The 12620-nt window shown below is 72.2% G+C and carries 11 protein-coding genes; 4 read left to right on the plus strand and 7 right to left on the minus strand.

The genetic code is table 11. The annotated features are described in order from the left end of the window. Positions 1-163 precede the first annotated feature (163 nt). The 7 genes from GPA04_RS01730 to GPA04_RS01760 all read right to left on the minus strand — a co-directional run bounded on the left by GPA04_RS01730 (position 164) and on the right by GPA04_RS01760 (position 8704). Entirely contained in the window at positions 164-817 is a 654-nt protein-coding gene (locus GPA04_RS01730; RefSeq protein WP_156221698.1) for a spermidine synthase, read from the minus strand. A gap of 4 nt (positions 818-821) precedes the next feature. Then, on the minus strand, positions 822-2126 hold the full coding sequence (locus GPA04_RS01735) for an AI-2E family transporter (protein WP_241680527.1): 1305 nt from the start codon (positions 2124-2126) through the stop codon (positions 822-824). Positions 2127-2170: 44 nt separating this feature from the next. Further along, positions 2171-3133: an aminoglycoside phosphotransferase family protein gene (locus GPA04_RS01740; RefSeq protein ID WP_162458495.1), complete on the minus strand. Its 963-nt coding sequence runs from the start codon at positions 3131-3133 to the stop codon at positions 2171-2173. Between the two features lie 10 nt (positions 3134-3143). After that, complete coding sequence (locus GPA04_RS01745; RefSeq protein ID WP_156221702.1) at positions 3144-3617, minus strand: tRNA (cytidine(34)-2'-O)-methyltransferase; 474 nt, start codon at positions 3615-3617, stop codon at positions 3144-3146. Positions 3618-3637: 20 nt separating this feature from the next. Continuing rightward, positions 3638-4795 (minus strand): AAA family ATPase, encoded by a 1158-nt coding sequence (locus tag GPA04_RS01750; RefSeq protein WP_156221704.1) that lies wholly within the window; start codon positions 4793-4795, stop codon positions 3638-3640. 82 nt (positions 4796-4877) lie between these two features. Continuing rightward, positions 4878-7442 carry a polysaccharide lyase family 8 super-sandwich domain-containing protein gene (locus tag GPA04_RS01755; protein ID WP_241680528.1) on the minus strand — a complete coding sequence of 855 codons (2565 nt, stop codon included), beginning with the start codon at positions 7440-7442 and terminating at the stop codon, positions 4878-4880. After that, a complete protein-coding gene (locus GPA04_RS01760) occupies positions 7439-8704 on the minus strand; it encodes a YihY/virulence factor BrkB family protein (RefSeq protein ID WP_162458496.1) in 1266 nt (421 codons plus the stop codon). Before GPA04_RS01760 ends, GPA04_RS01755 begins: the two co-directional genes overlap by 4 nt. Before the next feature lie 111 nt (positions 8705-8815). Here GPA04_RS01760 and GPA04_RS01765 point away from each other — a divergent pair, with 111 nt between their 5' ends. The 4 genes from GPA04_RS01765 (at position 8816) to GPA04_RS01780 (ending at position 12606) form a co-directional block, all read left to right on the plus strand. Next, positions 8816-10387, plus strand: a complete 1572-nt coding sequence (locus GPA04_RS01765) for a molybdopterin-dependent oxidoreductase (protein ID WP_156221708.1) — start codon at positions 8816-8818, stop codon at positions 10385-10387. A 78-nt stretch (positions 10388-10465) separates the two neighbouring features. After that, positions 10466-11125, plus strand: a complete 660-nt coding sequence (locus tag GPA04_RS01770; protein ID WP_206674079.1) for a fasciclin domain-containing protein — start codon at positions 10466-10468, stop codon at positions 11123-11125. Positions 11126-11164: 39 nt separating this feature from the next. Continuing rightward, on the plus strand, positions 11165-11785 hold the full coding sequence (sigK, locus tag GPA04_RS01775) for an ECF RNA polymerase sigma factor SigK (RefSeq protein WP_156221711.1): 621 nt from the start codon (positions 11165-11167) through the stop codon (positions 11783-11785). Continuing rightward, a complete protein-coding gene (locus GPA04_RS01780; RefSeq protein WP_156221713.1) occupies positions 11782-12606 on the plus strand; it encodes an anti-sigma factor in 825 nt (274 codons plus the stop codon). The genes sigK and GPA04_RS01780 overlap by 4 nt, the downstream gene beginning before the upstream one ends. Positions 12607-12620 lie beyond the last annotated feature (14 nt).

Consider the following 12620-nt stretch of genomic DNA (forward strand, 5'->3'; position numbering starts at 1 on the left):
GGGGTCCTTCCCGGCGGACCCAGCAGAGCCCGCCTGTGGCGGCGGCGGGCAGAAGAGGACGTCTCTGCCCGGTGGCTCTGGGGGTGTCGTGGCGTCAGTGCGCGGTCGGCCCCTCCAGAGCCACCACGAAATAGCGCCAACGACGATCGGTCACGCTGTGAGGCTACCGCGTGGCGGCGTACACCCAGTACTCCTCGTCACGATGTGAGAGCTGTACCGGTACCCGGACAATCCGGACCTGCCCGATCGTGGTGCGCAGCTCCCGCTCGAGGGTGTGCGCCGGATGGGCGCTCCACACCACCAGCATCCCTCCCGGCGCGAGCGCACGGCGGGCGAGTGCGAGCCCACCACGGTCGTACAGCGCGCGGTTGGACAGGTGCACGAGCTGGTCGGGTCCGTTGTCGACGTCGAGAAGCACGACGTCGTAGCTCGCCCGTGCGGCCGCGCCCAGATGGGCGAGGACGTCGGTCACGTGAACGCTCAGGCGTGCGTCCGCGAGCAGGTCCGGTCCGTGCGGGACCGTGCCGTCCGCCAACCAGTCGACGACGGCCTGCTCGATCTCGACCACGTCGACGTGCTCGACGCGCGGGTCCGCCAGCAGCTCGGCGGTGGTGTACCCCAGCCCCAGACCACCGACGAGGACACGGAACGGCCTGGCTGAGCGCTCCAGGGCCACGCGTGCGAGCGCTCGTTCGCTCGTCGTCTGCTCGGTGTCCATGACGAAGACGCCGTTGACACGCAGCTCGAGCACGCCGTCCGCGCGGGTGGACAGGACGAGCTCACCGCGGGCAGAGACCGCCCGTGCCACGGTGCTCATGCCGTCAGTCCTTGCTGGACATCTGGTCGCGGGCAGCGATGACCTTCATCTTGATCGCGGACATCTCGTCGGTGTTCATCGGAGGGTCGAGATGGCGCAGCTTGGCGTACACGGCCCAGATCACGGCGACGATCGGGATGATGATGACGGCGCCCAGGATGCCCGCCACCAGGGTTCCCGACGTCACCGAGAGCGCCACCGCCACCGGGTGCAGCGAGACCTGCTTGCCCATGATCAAGGGCGTCAGCACGTGGCCCTCGAACTGCCCGATCAGCGCGATGCCGATACCCACGACGACCGCGATCAACGGCCCCTGCGTGGCCAGGGCCACAATCATCGCGACGACCATCGCGGCCGGGGCGCCGACCAGCGGGATGAACGCACCGATGAACACCAGCACCGCCAGCGGTGCCGCCAGCGGCACCTGGAGGGCGGTCAGGATGATCGCGGCGAGGATGCCGTCGGCGAGCGCGACCAGGACCGTGCCACGGGCGAACCCGGAGAACGTGTACCAGGCGACCTCACCGCCGATGACCCACGACTCACGCACGCGCGCCGGGAGCTGGTTGATGAACCACTCCCACATCTGTGAGCCGCGCGCGAGGAAGAACACCGTGCAGAACGTCGCGATCGCCAGGATCGCGAACACCTCGAACAGCGAACCTGCCCCCTCGGCCGCTCCGGTCGCGGCCCGGTTGATGAGGTCCTGCTGATTCTCCTCGATCCACTGCTCGCCCTGGGCGATCCACTCCTGGATCTGGTCGCTCGTGACCGTCAGGCCGAAGGGGAGGTGCTCGAGCTGGCTCAGCAGGTCCTGGATCCCGGCGCTGAACTCGACCGACAGGTTCTGCCACTGCCCGCGCACCGACTGCACCACGAACGTGACGATGCCGCCCATGACAAGGATCGAGGCGAGCATCGAGGCCACCACGGCGAGCGGGCGGGGTATCCAGCGGTCGAGCAGGTTGACCAGCGGACGCAGCACCGAGGCGAACACCAGCGCCAGGAACACCGCCACGAACACGAGCTGGATGCGGGCCGTGGCATACACCAGGACCACCACGACCGCGAGGATCACCAGCAGCCGCCACGAGACCCCGGCGGCCCTGCGCATCCAACGCGGAGCGCCGTCGCCGTTCTCCTCCAGGCGCATGTGGCCCTCGGGGAGCCGCCGCACCCGCGGCGCACCACCGCGCGAGGGCGGACGCGTGGTGACCGGGCGCGGGAGGCGCCGCTCGTCGGGCTGCGGGACAGCGGTCGTGCTGGGGGCGGCACGAGACGCGCGACGCAGGATCGCCGGCATCTTCATCTCGTCAGTGTGCCTCAGCGGTCTCGTCCCGGTAACGATCTGGGTCAGGCAGGTCCGAGCGTGTCGGCGATGTCGGCCCAGGTCTGCGCCTCCGCGAGCTGCACGAGAGCAGCCGCCTGTCGCTCGGGTGTCGGCCACGTCTCCAGCTGCCACAGCACCGACTCGACGGTGCGGGCCAGACCCCACAGGGCGACGCGCTGCGGCGGCAGCCCCAGGGCCTGGCTCGACCGGAGCAGCCGCGGGAGCAGCACGGCCTGCGGGTCCGGGTGGCCGAACGGGTCGTCGATCTGGTTCAGCACGGGCCACAGCTCGTAGGCCGGGTCACCGAGCATCGGCTTGGGGTCGATCGCCAGCCAGTGCGGCGTTCCGGGGTCGTCGAGGAGGATGTTCCCGGGGTTGAGGTCGCCGTGCAGCAGCACGGTGGGGGCGTCGTCGCCCGCGAACGCCCGGAGCTGCTCGATCCCGCGGGAGACGATCGCCACCCGGTCTCCCAGCAGCGACATCCAGCGGCTGGCGCGCTCGGAGGCGAGCGTGACCCAGTAGTGAGCGACCTCCCGCAGGATCGGCACGCCCAGGTCGGCGATCGGAGCCCGATGCAGGTTCGCGAGGACGCCGACGCAGGCGTCGATCTGCTGCTCCGGGCTACCCGGGGTGGCGAGCAGGGTCGTGCCGGGATGCGCGCGACGCAGCAGCAGCGCCCAGTCCTCGGCGTCGTGAGCGAGCAGCTCGACGGCGGCCGAGCCGCGCCACATCCCGAGCGCGACCGCCTCGTAGCGGGCCTCCTCGTGCGGAAAGCTGATCTTGAGCACCACGGGCGTGCCGTCGGCCATGGTGGCGGGCGCGGTCCAGGAGGCGGTGCCCACGCCGAACGGCTCACCGACCTGCAGCTGCCACCGGTGCGCGGCCCGCTGCACCAGCGTGGGCACGGTGCTCAGCCACGCGGCGCCCGCCGCGGTCGAGGCGGCACCACCGGGTTGGGTCAGGACAGCGGGGATGTTCACCTGCACGATCACCACGTTATCCGGGCGCGGCGTAGCCGTGCTGTCGCCAGGCCTCGTAGACCGCGAGGGCCGCCGAGTTCGACAGGTTGAGCGAGCGGATACCGGGAAGCATCGGAATCTTGACCCTCTCGGTCACCCGCGTGTCGTCGAGCACGTCATCCGGCAGCCCGTCCGGCTCCGGGCCGAGCAGCAGTGCGTCACCGGGCTGGTAGGCGATCTCGTGGAAGTTCGTGGTGGCTCGGCCCGTGAACGCGTAGACCCGGCCGGTGCCGTGCTCGGCCAGGTGCGTCAGCGTGTCCTCCCAGTCAGGGTGCACGACGACGTTCGCCAGGTCGTGGTAGTCCAGGCCGGCTCGGCGGAGCTTGGCGTCGGTGAGGTCGAAACCCAGGGGCTCGACCAGGTGCAGCGTGCAGCCGGTCGCGGCGACCATCCGGATCGCGTTGCCGGTGTTCGGCGGGATCCTCGGCTCGTAGAAGACGACGTGGAACATGGGGGCGCGCTCCGCTCTCGTTACCGCTTCGGCCAGGACCAGGAGGGGCGGGACAGCATGCCCTGGCCGGCGACCCGGGTCTCGCCGAGCTCCTTGACCAGCTCGATCCGCGTGACGTCGTCGCCCAGGGCGCTCGCGAGCGGTGCGGAGTGCGTGACCAGCACGATCTGGGTGTGCTCGGAGGCCGCGCGCACCATGGCGGCGAGCGGTCCGAGCAGGTCGGGGTGCAGCGAGGTCTCGGGCTCGTTGAGCACGAACAGCTGCGGCGGGCGGGGGCTGAGCAGCGCCGCGGCCAGCAGCAGGAAGCGCAGCGTGCCGTCGGAGAGCTCGTCGGCGCGCAGCGGCCGCAGCATCCCAGGCTGGCGCAGCAGCAGCGTGAACCGGCCGTTCTCCGCCTCGACCTGCAGGCTCGAGCCGTCGAAAGCCGCGTCGACGGCCTCGGCGAGCGTGTCGCCGCGCCCGATCTCGCTGATCGTCGCGATCGCAGCAGCCAGGTCGGAGCCGTCACCGGCCAGCACCGGGGTCCGGGTGCCCACGGCGGTGGCACGCGCGGGGGCGTGGGAGTCGGTGCGGAGGTGGTCGTAGAAGCGCCATCCACGCATCTGCTCGCGCAGTGTCAGCAGCTCGGGCGCTCGGGCGGGGTCGGCGAGCTCGGACAGCATCGAGGAGTAGCTGGGCAACCCGTGGGTCAGGCCTTCCCACCCGGCGTCGGTGCGCGTGGTGACGACCGGCCCGTGCCGCTGGGCCAGCATCGAGGCGGGCCGAGGAGCAGGACCGCTCCAGACGTGCTCGGCCTTGATCTCGGGGTCGAGCTCGAAGCGGGTGGGCACGTCACGCTGGGGCAGTCCGAGATCCATCGCGTAGCCGAGGGAGTCGGATGCGAACCCGATCTGCAGGCGCACCGGACCGGTCCGTCGGGTGCCCTGCACCGGGACCTCACCGCGGCGCATCGAGCCGGAGATCGTCTCGGGTCCGGCCCACAGCGTCGAGGGAAGGCCGCCCTCGCGTGCGAGCGCCGCGACCGCCTCACCACGCGAGGCGTCCGCGAGCAGCCGCAGCGCCCGGTACAGGCTCGACTTGCCGGTGCCGTTCGCGCCGGTGACCACCGTGACCCGGCCCAGCTCCACGACGACGTCACGGAGCGACCGGTAGCCGGAGATCGCGAGCGTGGTGAGCACGGTGGTCAACCTACTGGGGGACACAGACAGCCCAGGGGGCCGGCCAACCCAGGCGCGTGGCGGCCCAGGCTGCGCAGCGCACTCAGCGGCGGCGCAGGCTGATCTCGACCGACCGGCCGTAGAGGCCACGCACGTCGACCGTGAGCTCGGAGCCGCGCTCGTGCCGGGCCTCGCGGCAGCGGCGGTCGCTCGCGACCCGGTACCGGCGCGGCAACCGCAGCCTCACCTGGGAACGCTGCGTCGTCGGGTCCGCGACCGCGACGCTCAGGCCTTCCCGTGTCGGGCGGAGCAGCACGCTGGCCGGGCCCTCGACCGCGACCTCCCGCGACCGGTGCCAGCCTGAGGTGAACGTGTTGATCCCGACGAGCCCGGAGCTGCGGTCGGCCACCGCCTGGATCGTCGTGGAGTTCTCCCGCACGCTCACCGAGGGTCGTGCCGCGAGCGAGGCCTCGTCGGCACCGGGGTGGATCGACCACGCGAAGGTCCCGGGCCGGTCACCGGCGGGCACCCGCGCCGTCAGCGAGAACACCTCGCTCTCGACGCGCGTGTCGGGGTTGCTGGTGCGGACGCTGCGGCGGCTCGCGCTCACGCGGTCCAGTCCCACCTGCACCTGCGGGGCCGTCAGCAGCCGGTACCCGATGCTGTGGTCGCCGTCGCGCTGCAGCAGCCACCTCAGCCGCGCCGACCCGGCGCCCGACCACGGCCGGCCGTCGGTCTGCTCGCCCACGACGACGGCCGCGCCGGTCCGGCGCCGGTCGAGCGTGAGAAGCACGTCGCGTCCCTCCTCGTCGCCGACACCGGCTGCGAGCAGCACCACGCCGTCGTCGAGGAAGAACCAGCTGCGCACCGCGCGGGCGTTGGCCCAGGTGCGCAGGTCCTCGGGCAGCAGCCCACGCTGGGAGTCGCGGTGCGCGACGTCGTCGGAGAGCACCATCGATGCGCTGCCGACGTCCCCCAGCACCGCGCCGCCCGAGTGGGGGTGGGTTCCGGTCGGGAAGTACACGTAGGTGTTCTGCGACTCCGAGGACGACGTGAACTCCAGCGGGTGGTCCGGGTTCTCGTACCAGGCACGGTTGTACAGCTCCGGGACCGTCAGCCTCTCCTCGTCCGGCGCGATGAGTCCAGGGAGACCCTGGGCCGGATGGAGCACGAGGCCGTCGACGCCGTGCACGCTCGCGTGGTCCTGGTCGGTCAGGTACAGCTGGTGGACACCCTCGCCCTGGAACCAGCTCCGGAGGTTCTCCGAGCTCATGTACTCGTACTTGCTGATCCGGTCCGAGGACCGCGAGAGCGTGAAGGTCCACCCCGGCCGGCGGTGCACGCTGCGCTCCATCGCGGCGAAGTGGTGGTGCGCCGTGGCAGCGACGGCGTCGGCACCCACCAGGCCGTCGTCGGCCAGGATCGCCGTCGCGAGCGCGATGCTGGGGGGCGACACCATCCGCGCCGGATCCGTCGCCGAGGTCTCCAGGAGGTGCTTGGCGTAGGGCCGGAGCCACTCGACAGCGGGTGCGTGCTGGGTGAGGGCCACCACGGCCTCCGCGACGGTGGCCACGTCGGTGTACCCGGTCGCGGTGCGCGAGACGGCGCGACCCTTGACGGCCTCCATCATCCATCCCTGCGCGACCAGCGGGGCGAACCCGCGCTGGACCCAGGTCAGCACCGTGTCGACGAGCGCGCCGTCGTCACCCCAGGCGGTGCCGCGCAGCACACCCAGGGTCTGCATGACGCGCGTCAGCAGCGCCCGCCCGTAGGAGCCGGTGTAGGCGACCGAGTGGTGCTGGATGAAGGAGCCGTCGGCGTAGTAGCCGTCGGTGACGCCGTGCTGGAGGTTGTACGGGTCGACGGTCGCGAACACCGTGCGCTGGTCGGTCAGCGCCTTGGAGATCCGTTCGGCATCTCCCGTCAGGGCGCCCTGGAGCACACGGTTGCCGGTGATGTCGGCGAGGTTGGCGCCGGTGTGGAACCGCGAGTCGAGGTCGACGTCGCCGTCCTCGCCGTTGAGCAGGAACGCGTCCATCGCGCTCACGCACCGCTGCACCAGCTCGGGGTCGACCGAGTCGCGCGTGAGCACGAGCGTGCGGGTCACCGTGGTGGGGATGCCGATCTCCCACTGGAACCAGTTGCCGTAGTATCCGGCGTCCACGTCGGCGTAGTGCTCCGACTGCAGCCGCTCGAGCGTGGCGATCGCACGGTTCGTGACCTCGGCGTCGCCGAAGAGCGGCGAGGTCGGGGTGGCGGTCGCGAGCGCGATCTCGGAGACGTAGGTGAACGCGCGCGCGAGGGCGGCCTCGTCGCTGCCGAGGGTCAGGCCCGCGAAGATCTCGTCACCGGTCGCGCGGTCGAGCAGGTCGAGCCGGCTGCGCGCGTTCGCGGTGATCACCTCGACCTTCGCCGCCACCGCGGGCGTCCCGTTGATGTCCGGGGTTCCGGCCAGCAACGTCGTCGCGTTGGCCAGCAACGCCTCGGCGTCCTCGGGTCCCACCGGTGGTGCGGCAGCAGCAGGCAGCGTGACCGCGCCTCCCACGACGGTGGCCAGCCCGACGGCGGGCATGGTGGCGAGCAAGGTTCGGCGCGTGACGCTCACGTGTTCTCTCTCCCCGAGGACGGCGGTCTCCAGCAGGTTAACGAGCGCCTGCGCCAGAGTCATCCAGCAGCTGTCAGCTTGGCGGCGCCATCCGGCGAATCCTCACGCTCCGCATCCAGCTCGGCGTTGACGATCCCGCCGAGCAGCACCGCGATGCTGGCCAGCCAGAGCCACAGCACCCCGGCGAGGACGAGGCTGAGCATCTGCGCGGCGGCCTGCACCACGACGGCGTTGGCGGCGTCGGCCGAGAGGGGGTTCGGGGCGAACGCGCGCACGTAGACCGCGAAGCCCGCGGAGACCGCCAGCAGCCCGGCGGACCCGACCACCGCGCCCGGCAGGCAGGTGAGCCAGTGGTGGTTCGCGTTCGGCGCGTAGCGGTACAGGAACGTCAGGAACAGCATCCCCAGGCCCAGCGCGACCGGCCAGCGCAGCACCTCCCAGGACACCCGGAACACCTCACCCAGCCCGAGCGCCTCGGCCAGCACGTCGCCACCGCCGAGCAACGGCCCGACGACCACGAGAAGCGCGATCGTGAGCAGCGTGACCAGGGCAGCGACCGTGAACACCAGGCCGAGCAGGAACTGGGCCACCACGTTGCGCCTGGCCGTGACCCGGTAGGCGTCGTCGAGGGCGCGCACGGCCGCGCGGAACACCCGGCTCGCGAGGTAGAGCGTGATCAGCAACGCCCCGATCGCCACCGAGGCCCGGCCCTCGTCGAGCAGCCCGTCGACCAGCGGCGCGAGGATGTCGCCGGCGACCTGCTCGGCGAAGATCGTCGTCAGCCCGTCGACGATCGAGGTGCGGATCTCCTCGACCTGCTCGTCCCCGAGCAACCTGCGCAGGAACCCCAGGCTCGAGCCGAGCGCCGTCGAGATGGGGACCAGCGAGATCAATGCGTAGTAGCTCATCTCGGCTGCCAGCCCGGTGACGCGCACGTCGGAGGCGCGCGCCACCGACCGCGCCACGACCGCGACGACGTTCCAGCGACCCACCCGCCACGGCACCGCATCGGCCCCGGCGATCACCCGCTCCCGCATCGAGGCCAGCCGGCTGAGGGCCTCGCTGGAACCCACCCTGGCGGCGAGTCGTCCCAGGATCCAGCCCGTCAGCAGGATCGCCGCAGCTCCCAGCACGAGCGTGACGCCAGCCGCGATCGCCGCCCGCGCCACGCCCGGCGTGGTGTCGGCGAGCGCCACCACGGCCGCGGTGGCGGCCAGCGCCATGAGCGCCGTCGACGCCGGTGGCGGCATCCGCCTCCGCACCCACGGCACCCGCCGCGCCGCCACGGCCCCGGCGAGGGCGACGAGAACGGCCGTGACCAGCATGACGGCCAAGGCTAGTCGCGCCGGGGTCACGGCCACGGTGGGCGGGGGACCCATCCGCTGAGGCGTCGGCTGCGAACCACCGATGTGACAGCAGACCCAGCACACACGCCCGTGCCCCGATGGCTGAGCGCCGGCTTCGGGGTGGTGAGCGCAGCGGCAGGGATCGGCGTGGCGCACGTCGTGGCAGCGCTGACCGTGCCGGCGGCGTCGCCGCTGCTGGCGGTCGGGTCGATCGCGATCGACGCCGCTCCGACGCCGGTCAAGGAGTGGGCGGTGCGGACCTTCGGCACCGCGGACAAGCCGCTGCTGCTGGGTGGCATCGCCGTGGTGCTGGTGCTGGCCACGGCGGCGATCGGGCTCGGCGCTGCCCGGCACCGATGGGTCGGCCTGGTGGGGATGGTTGCGCTCGCCGGCGTCTCGGGGGCGGCAGCCCTGGTCCGCATCCCGGGGCCGCTGGCGGTGCTGCCCGCACTCGTGGCGGCGCTGGTCGCCGCGGGTCTGCTGCTCGTGCTGGCGCGCGTCGGGAGCGGGTCGGGGCGCTCACCGGCGTCGGCGCCGGAACCGCCACCGCCATCACCTCTGGACGGCCCGCACGTGCGATCCGGGCGGTTCCGCCCGGGTCGTCGCGGCGTGCTGCTGGGCGGACCGGCGCTGATCGCCGCCGCCGGTGTCGGAGGAGGCACGCTGCTGTCCTCGCTGCGCACGAGCGACGCGGCGGTGGGGCGCGACCAGGAGCTGCCCGAGCCGGTGAGCGCCGCCGCACCGTTGCCGGACGGCGTCCAGATCGACCTCGACGGCGTCACGCCGTTCGTCACACCGCTCTCGGACTTCTACCGGGTCGACATCGCGTTGAGCACCCCACGCATCGACGCGGCGACCTGGTCGTTGCCGATCGACGGGCTCGTCGAGAGCCCGGTCACGCTCAGCTACGCCGATCTGCTCGAGATGCCGATGGTCGAGCGGTGGATCACCCTCAGCTGCGTCTCCAACCCGGTCGGCGGGCCCTACGTCAGCACGGGTCGTTGGCTGGGTGTCCCGCTGGCCGACCTGCTGGACATGGTGGGCGTGGACGCGGAGGCGGAGCAGCTGTTCGCGCGGGGAGCCGACGGGTTCAGCTGCAGCATCCCGCTCGACGTCGTGCGCGACGGCAGGGACGCCATGCTCGCCATCGGCGTCAACGGCGAGCAGCTCCCGCTCGAGCGCGGCTTCCCCGCGCGGCTGATCGTGCCGGGCCTGTTCGGGTTCGTCTCCGCCGCCAAGTGGCTGACCGGCCTCACGCTCTCCACCTACGACGCCGACGTCGCCTACTGGACCGAGCGCGGGTGGGCGACGGACGCCCCCGCGCTCACCCAGACGCGCATCGACGTGCCACGCGGGCTCGAGACCGTGGCCGCCGGTGAGGTCACGATCGCGGGGATGGCCTGGGCACAGCACCGCGGCATCTCCCGTGTCGAGGTGAGCATCGACCAGGGGCAGTGGCAGGAGGCCGAGCTCGCCGCCGACGCCGGTGACGACCTCTGGCGCGCGTGGAGCCATGTCTGGGAGAGCACCGGGGCCGGCCGCCACGACGTCCAGGTGCGCAGCACCGACCGCACGGGCGAGGTGCAGCCGGAGGAGCGCACGGACCCCTTCCCCGACGGTGCTCGTGGATGGCACTCGATCGCGTTCGTCGTGGAGGAGTGACCAATCCGCTCGCGCCCGCGCTCCGAACACCACCTGTACAGACCAACCCGGTCGCGTGACACCCATGAGGAGAACATCGTGAAGATCCGATCCATCGCCCCAGCACTCCTGCTGGCATCCGCGCTCGCCCTCACTGCCTGCAGCGGTGGCGGAGCCGAGGAGGGCACCGGTGCTCCCGAGGGCACCGACGAGGCCACCACCGAGTCCGACACCGGCATGGGCGAGGAGGAGATGACCGACGACGCAGCCGCGATGTCCGAGCCGTTCGGGCCCGCCTGCGCGGACGTCCCCGCGGACGGCGCGGGCAGCTTCGACGGCATGTCGCAGGACCCGGTGGCCACGGCCGCGAGCAACAACCCGGAGCTGTCGACGCTCGTCGAGCTCGTGGGCCTCGCCGGACTCGGCGACACCCTGAACAACACGGACGACATCACGGTCTTCGCACCGGCGAACGCGGCGTTCGCGGCCCTGCCGGCCGAGACGGTCGAGGCGGTGCAGGCCGACCCCGAGGGGCTGCTGACCACCGTGCTGACCTACCACGTCGTCCCCGGCCGCATCGCTCCGGAGGACCTGGCCGGCACCGTCACCACGCTGCAGGGCGCCGAGCTCACCATCGAGGGTTCCGGTGAGGACTTCATGGTGGGTGCCGACGGCGCCGCGGTCGTGTGCGGCAACGTCCAGACCGCCAACGCCACGGTGTACATCCTCGACGGCGTGCTGATGCCGCCGAGCGAGTGATCGACGCCTAACCTGAGCGCACCTGACCGAAGGGACCAGATGGCGCCCCGATCGACGTCGGCGCCGGGGGAGCGAGAGCCCCTCGGCGCCGACGCGGCACCCGACCACGACCCCACGGCGCGGCTGATCTTCCTGATGCGCCGCAGCGCGCGCGGGGACGAGCAGGCGTTCGCGGAGCTGTACGACCTGACCTCCTCGCGTCTGTACGGACTGGTGATCAGGGTCGTGCGCGACCCCGCGCAGGCTGCCGAGGTCACGCAGGACTGCTACCTGCAGATCTGGCAGAACGCGGCCCGGTTCGACCCGGACCGGGGGAGCGTGCTGGGGTGGATGCTCACCCTGGCGCACCGCCGCGCGGTCGACCGGGTGCGCTCCGCCCAGTCGACCGTGGAGCGCGACCGCCGCTACGCCGTCCAGGAGCTCCAGGAGGTCCCCGACGTCAGCGAGGCTGTCGTCGACCGGCTGGAGGCCGAACGGGTCCGCAAGGCGCTCGGCGGACTGACGACGATGCAGAGGGAGGCGATCGAGCTGGCCTACTACGGCGGCTACACGCACACCGAGGTCGCCGGCCTGCTGGACATCCCGCTCGGCACGGCCAAGACCCGGGTGCGGGACGGACTGATCCGGTTGCGGGACTTCTTCGAGGGTGATCGACGATGAGGATGGACGACGAGTCCGTGCACGCGCTGACGGGCGCCTATGTCCTCGACGCGCTGACCGTGGACGAGCAGGTCGCGTTCGAGCGGCACCTCGCCGCCTGCGAGGACTGCCGTGCGGAGGTCCGCTCGCTGCGCGACGCCGTGGTGCGGCTCCCCGAGGTCAGCGCGATGACACCGCCCCCCGAGCTGCGCGCCTCGGTGCTCGCCGCGATCTCCACGGTGCGCCCGCTGCCGCCGCTGCCCGAGCAGACCGAGCGCGAGGAAGAACCCCTCAGCTCATCGGTGACACCGCCCGACGCCGCCCCCGTGAGCCTCGACCGACGACGGCGCGCGAGGTCGGCGAGGCGCGCTGACCGGTGGCAGCTGGTGGCAGCCGCGGCCTGTGTCGTCGCGCTGGCCGGGGTCCTGTGGGGCGCGTTGCGGATGCCGGACGCCGAGCTCGGCCGTGAGGTCGCCGTCGTCGAGGACGAGGGCCGGACGCAGATGACGGCGCTGCTGGAGGCACCCGATCTGCGGGTCTACGCGGCCGAGGGTGCCGAGGGCATGCGCGGCACGGTGCTGATGTCGGACGAGGTGGGCTCCGCCGTCGTGCTCCTCCAGGACCTTCCGGACCTGGGTGACGACGAGGTGTTCCAGGCGTGGTCGATCGCGGGCGCGGCGCCTGCCGACGCCGGCGTGTTCAGGAGCGGCGACGGCTCGGCCACCGTGGTTCTCGACGGCGACGTGCTGGCGGCCGAGGTCGTCGCGCTCACGATCGAGCCGACGGGCGGGTCGCCCGCACCCACCGGCGACATCCTGATCCAGGTACCGGTCGCGGGCTAGTACGGCGGGTGACG

Origin of the sequence: Pseudactinotalea suaedae (assembly GCF_009733815.1) — a bacterium.
GTDB classification, from domain to species: Bacteria; Actinomycetota; Actinomycetes; order Actinomycetales; family Beutenbergiaceae; genus Pseudactinotalea; species Pseudactinotalea suaedae.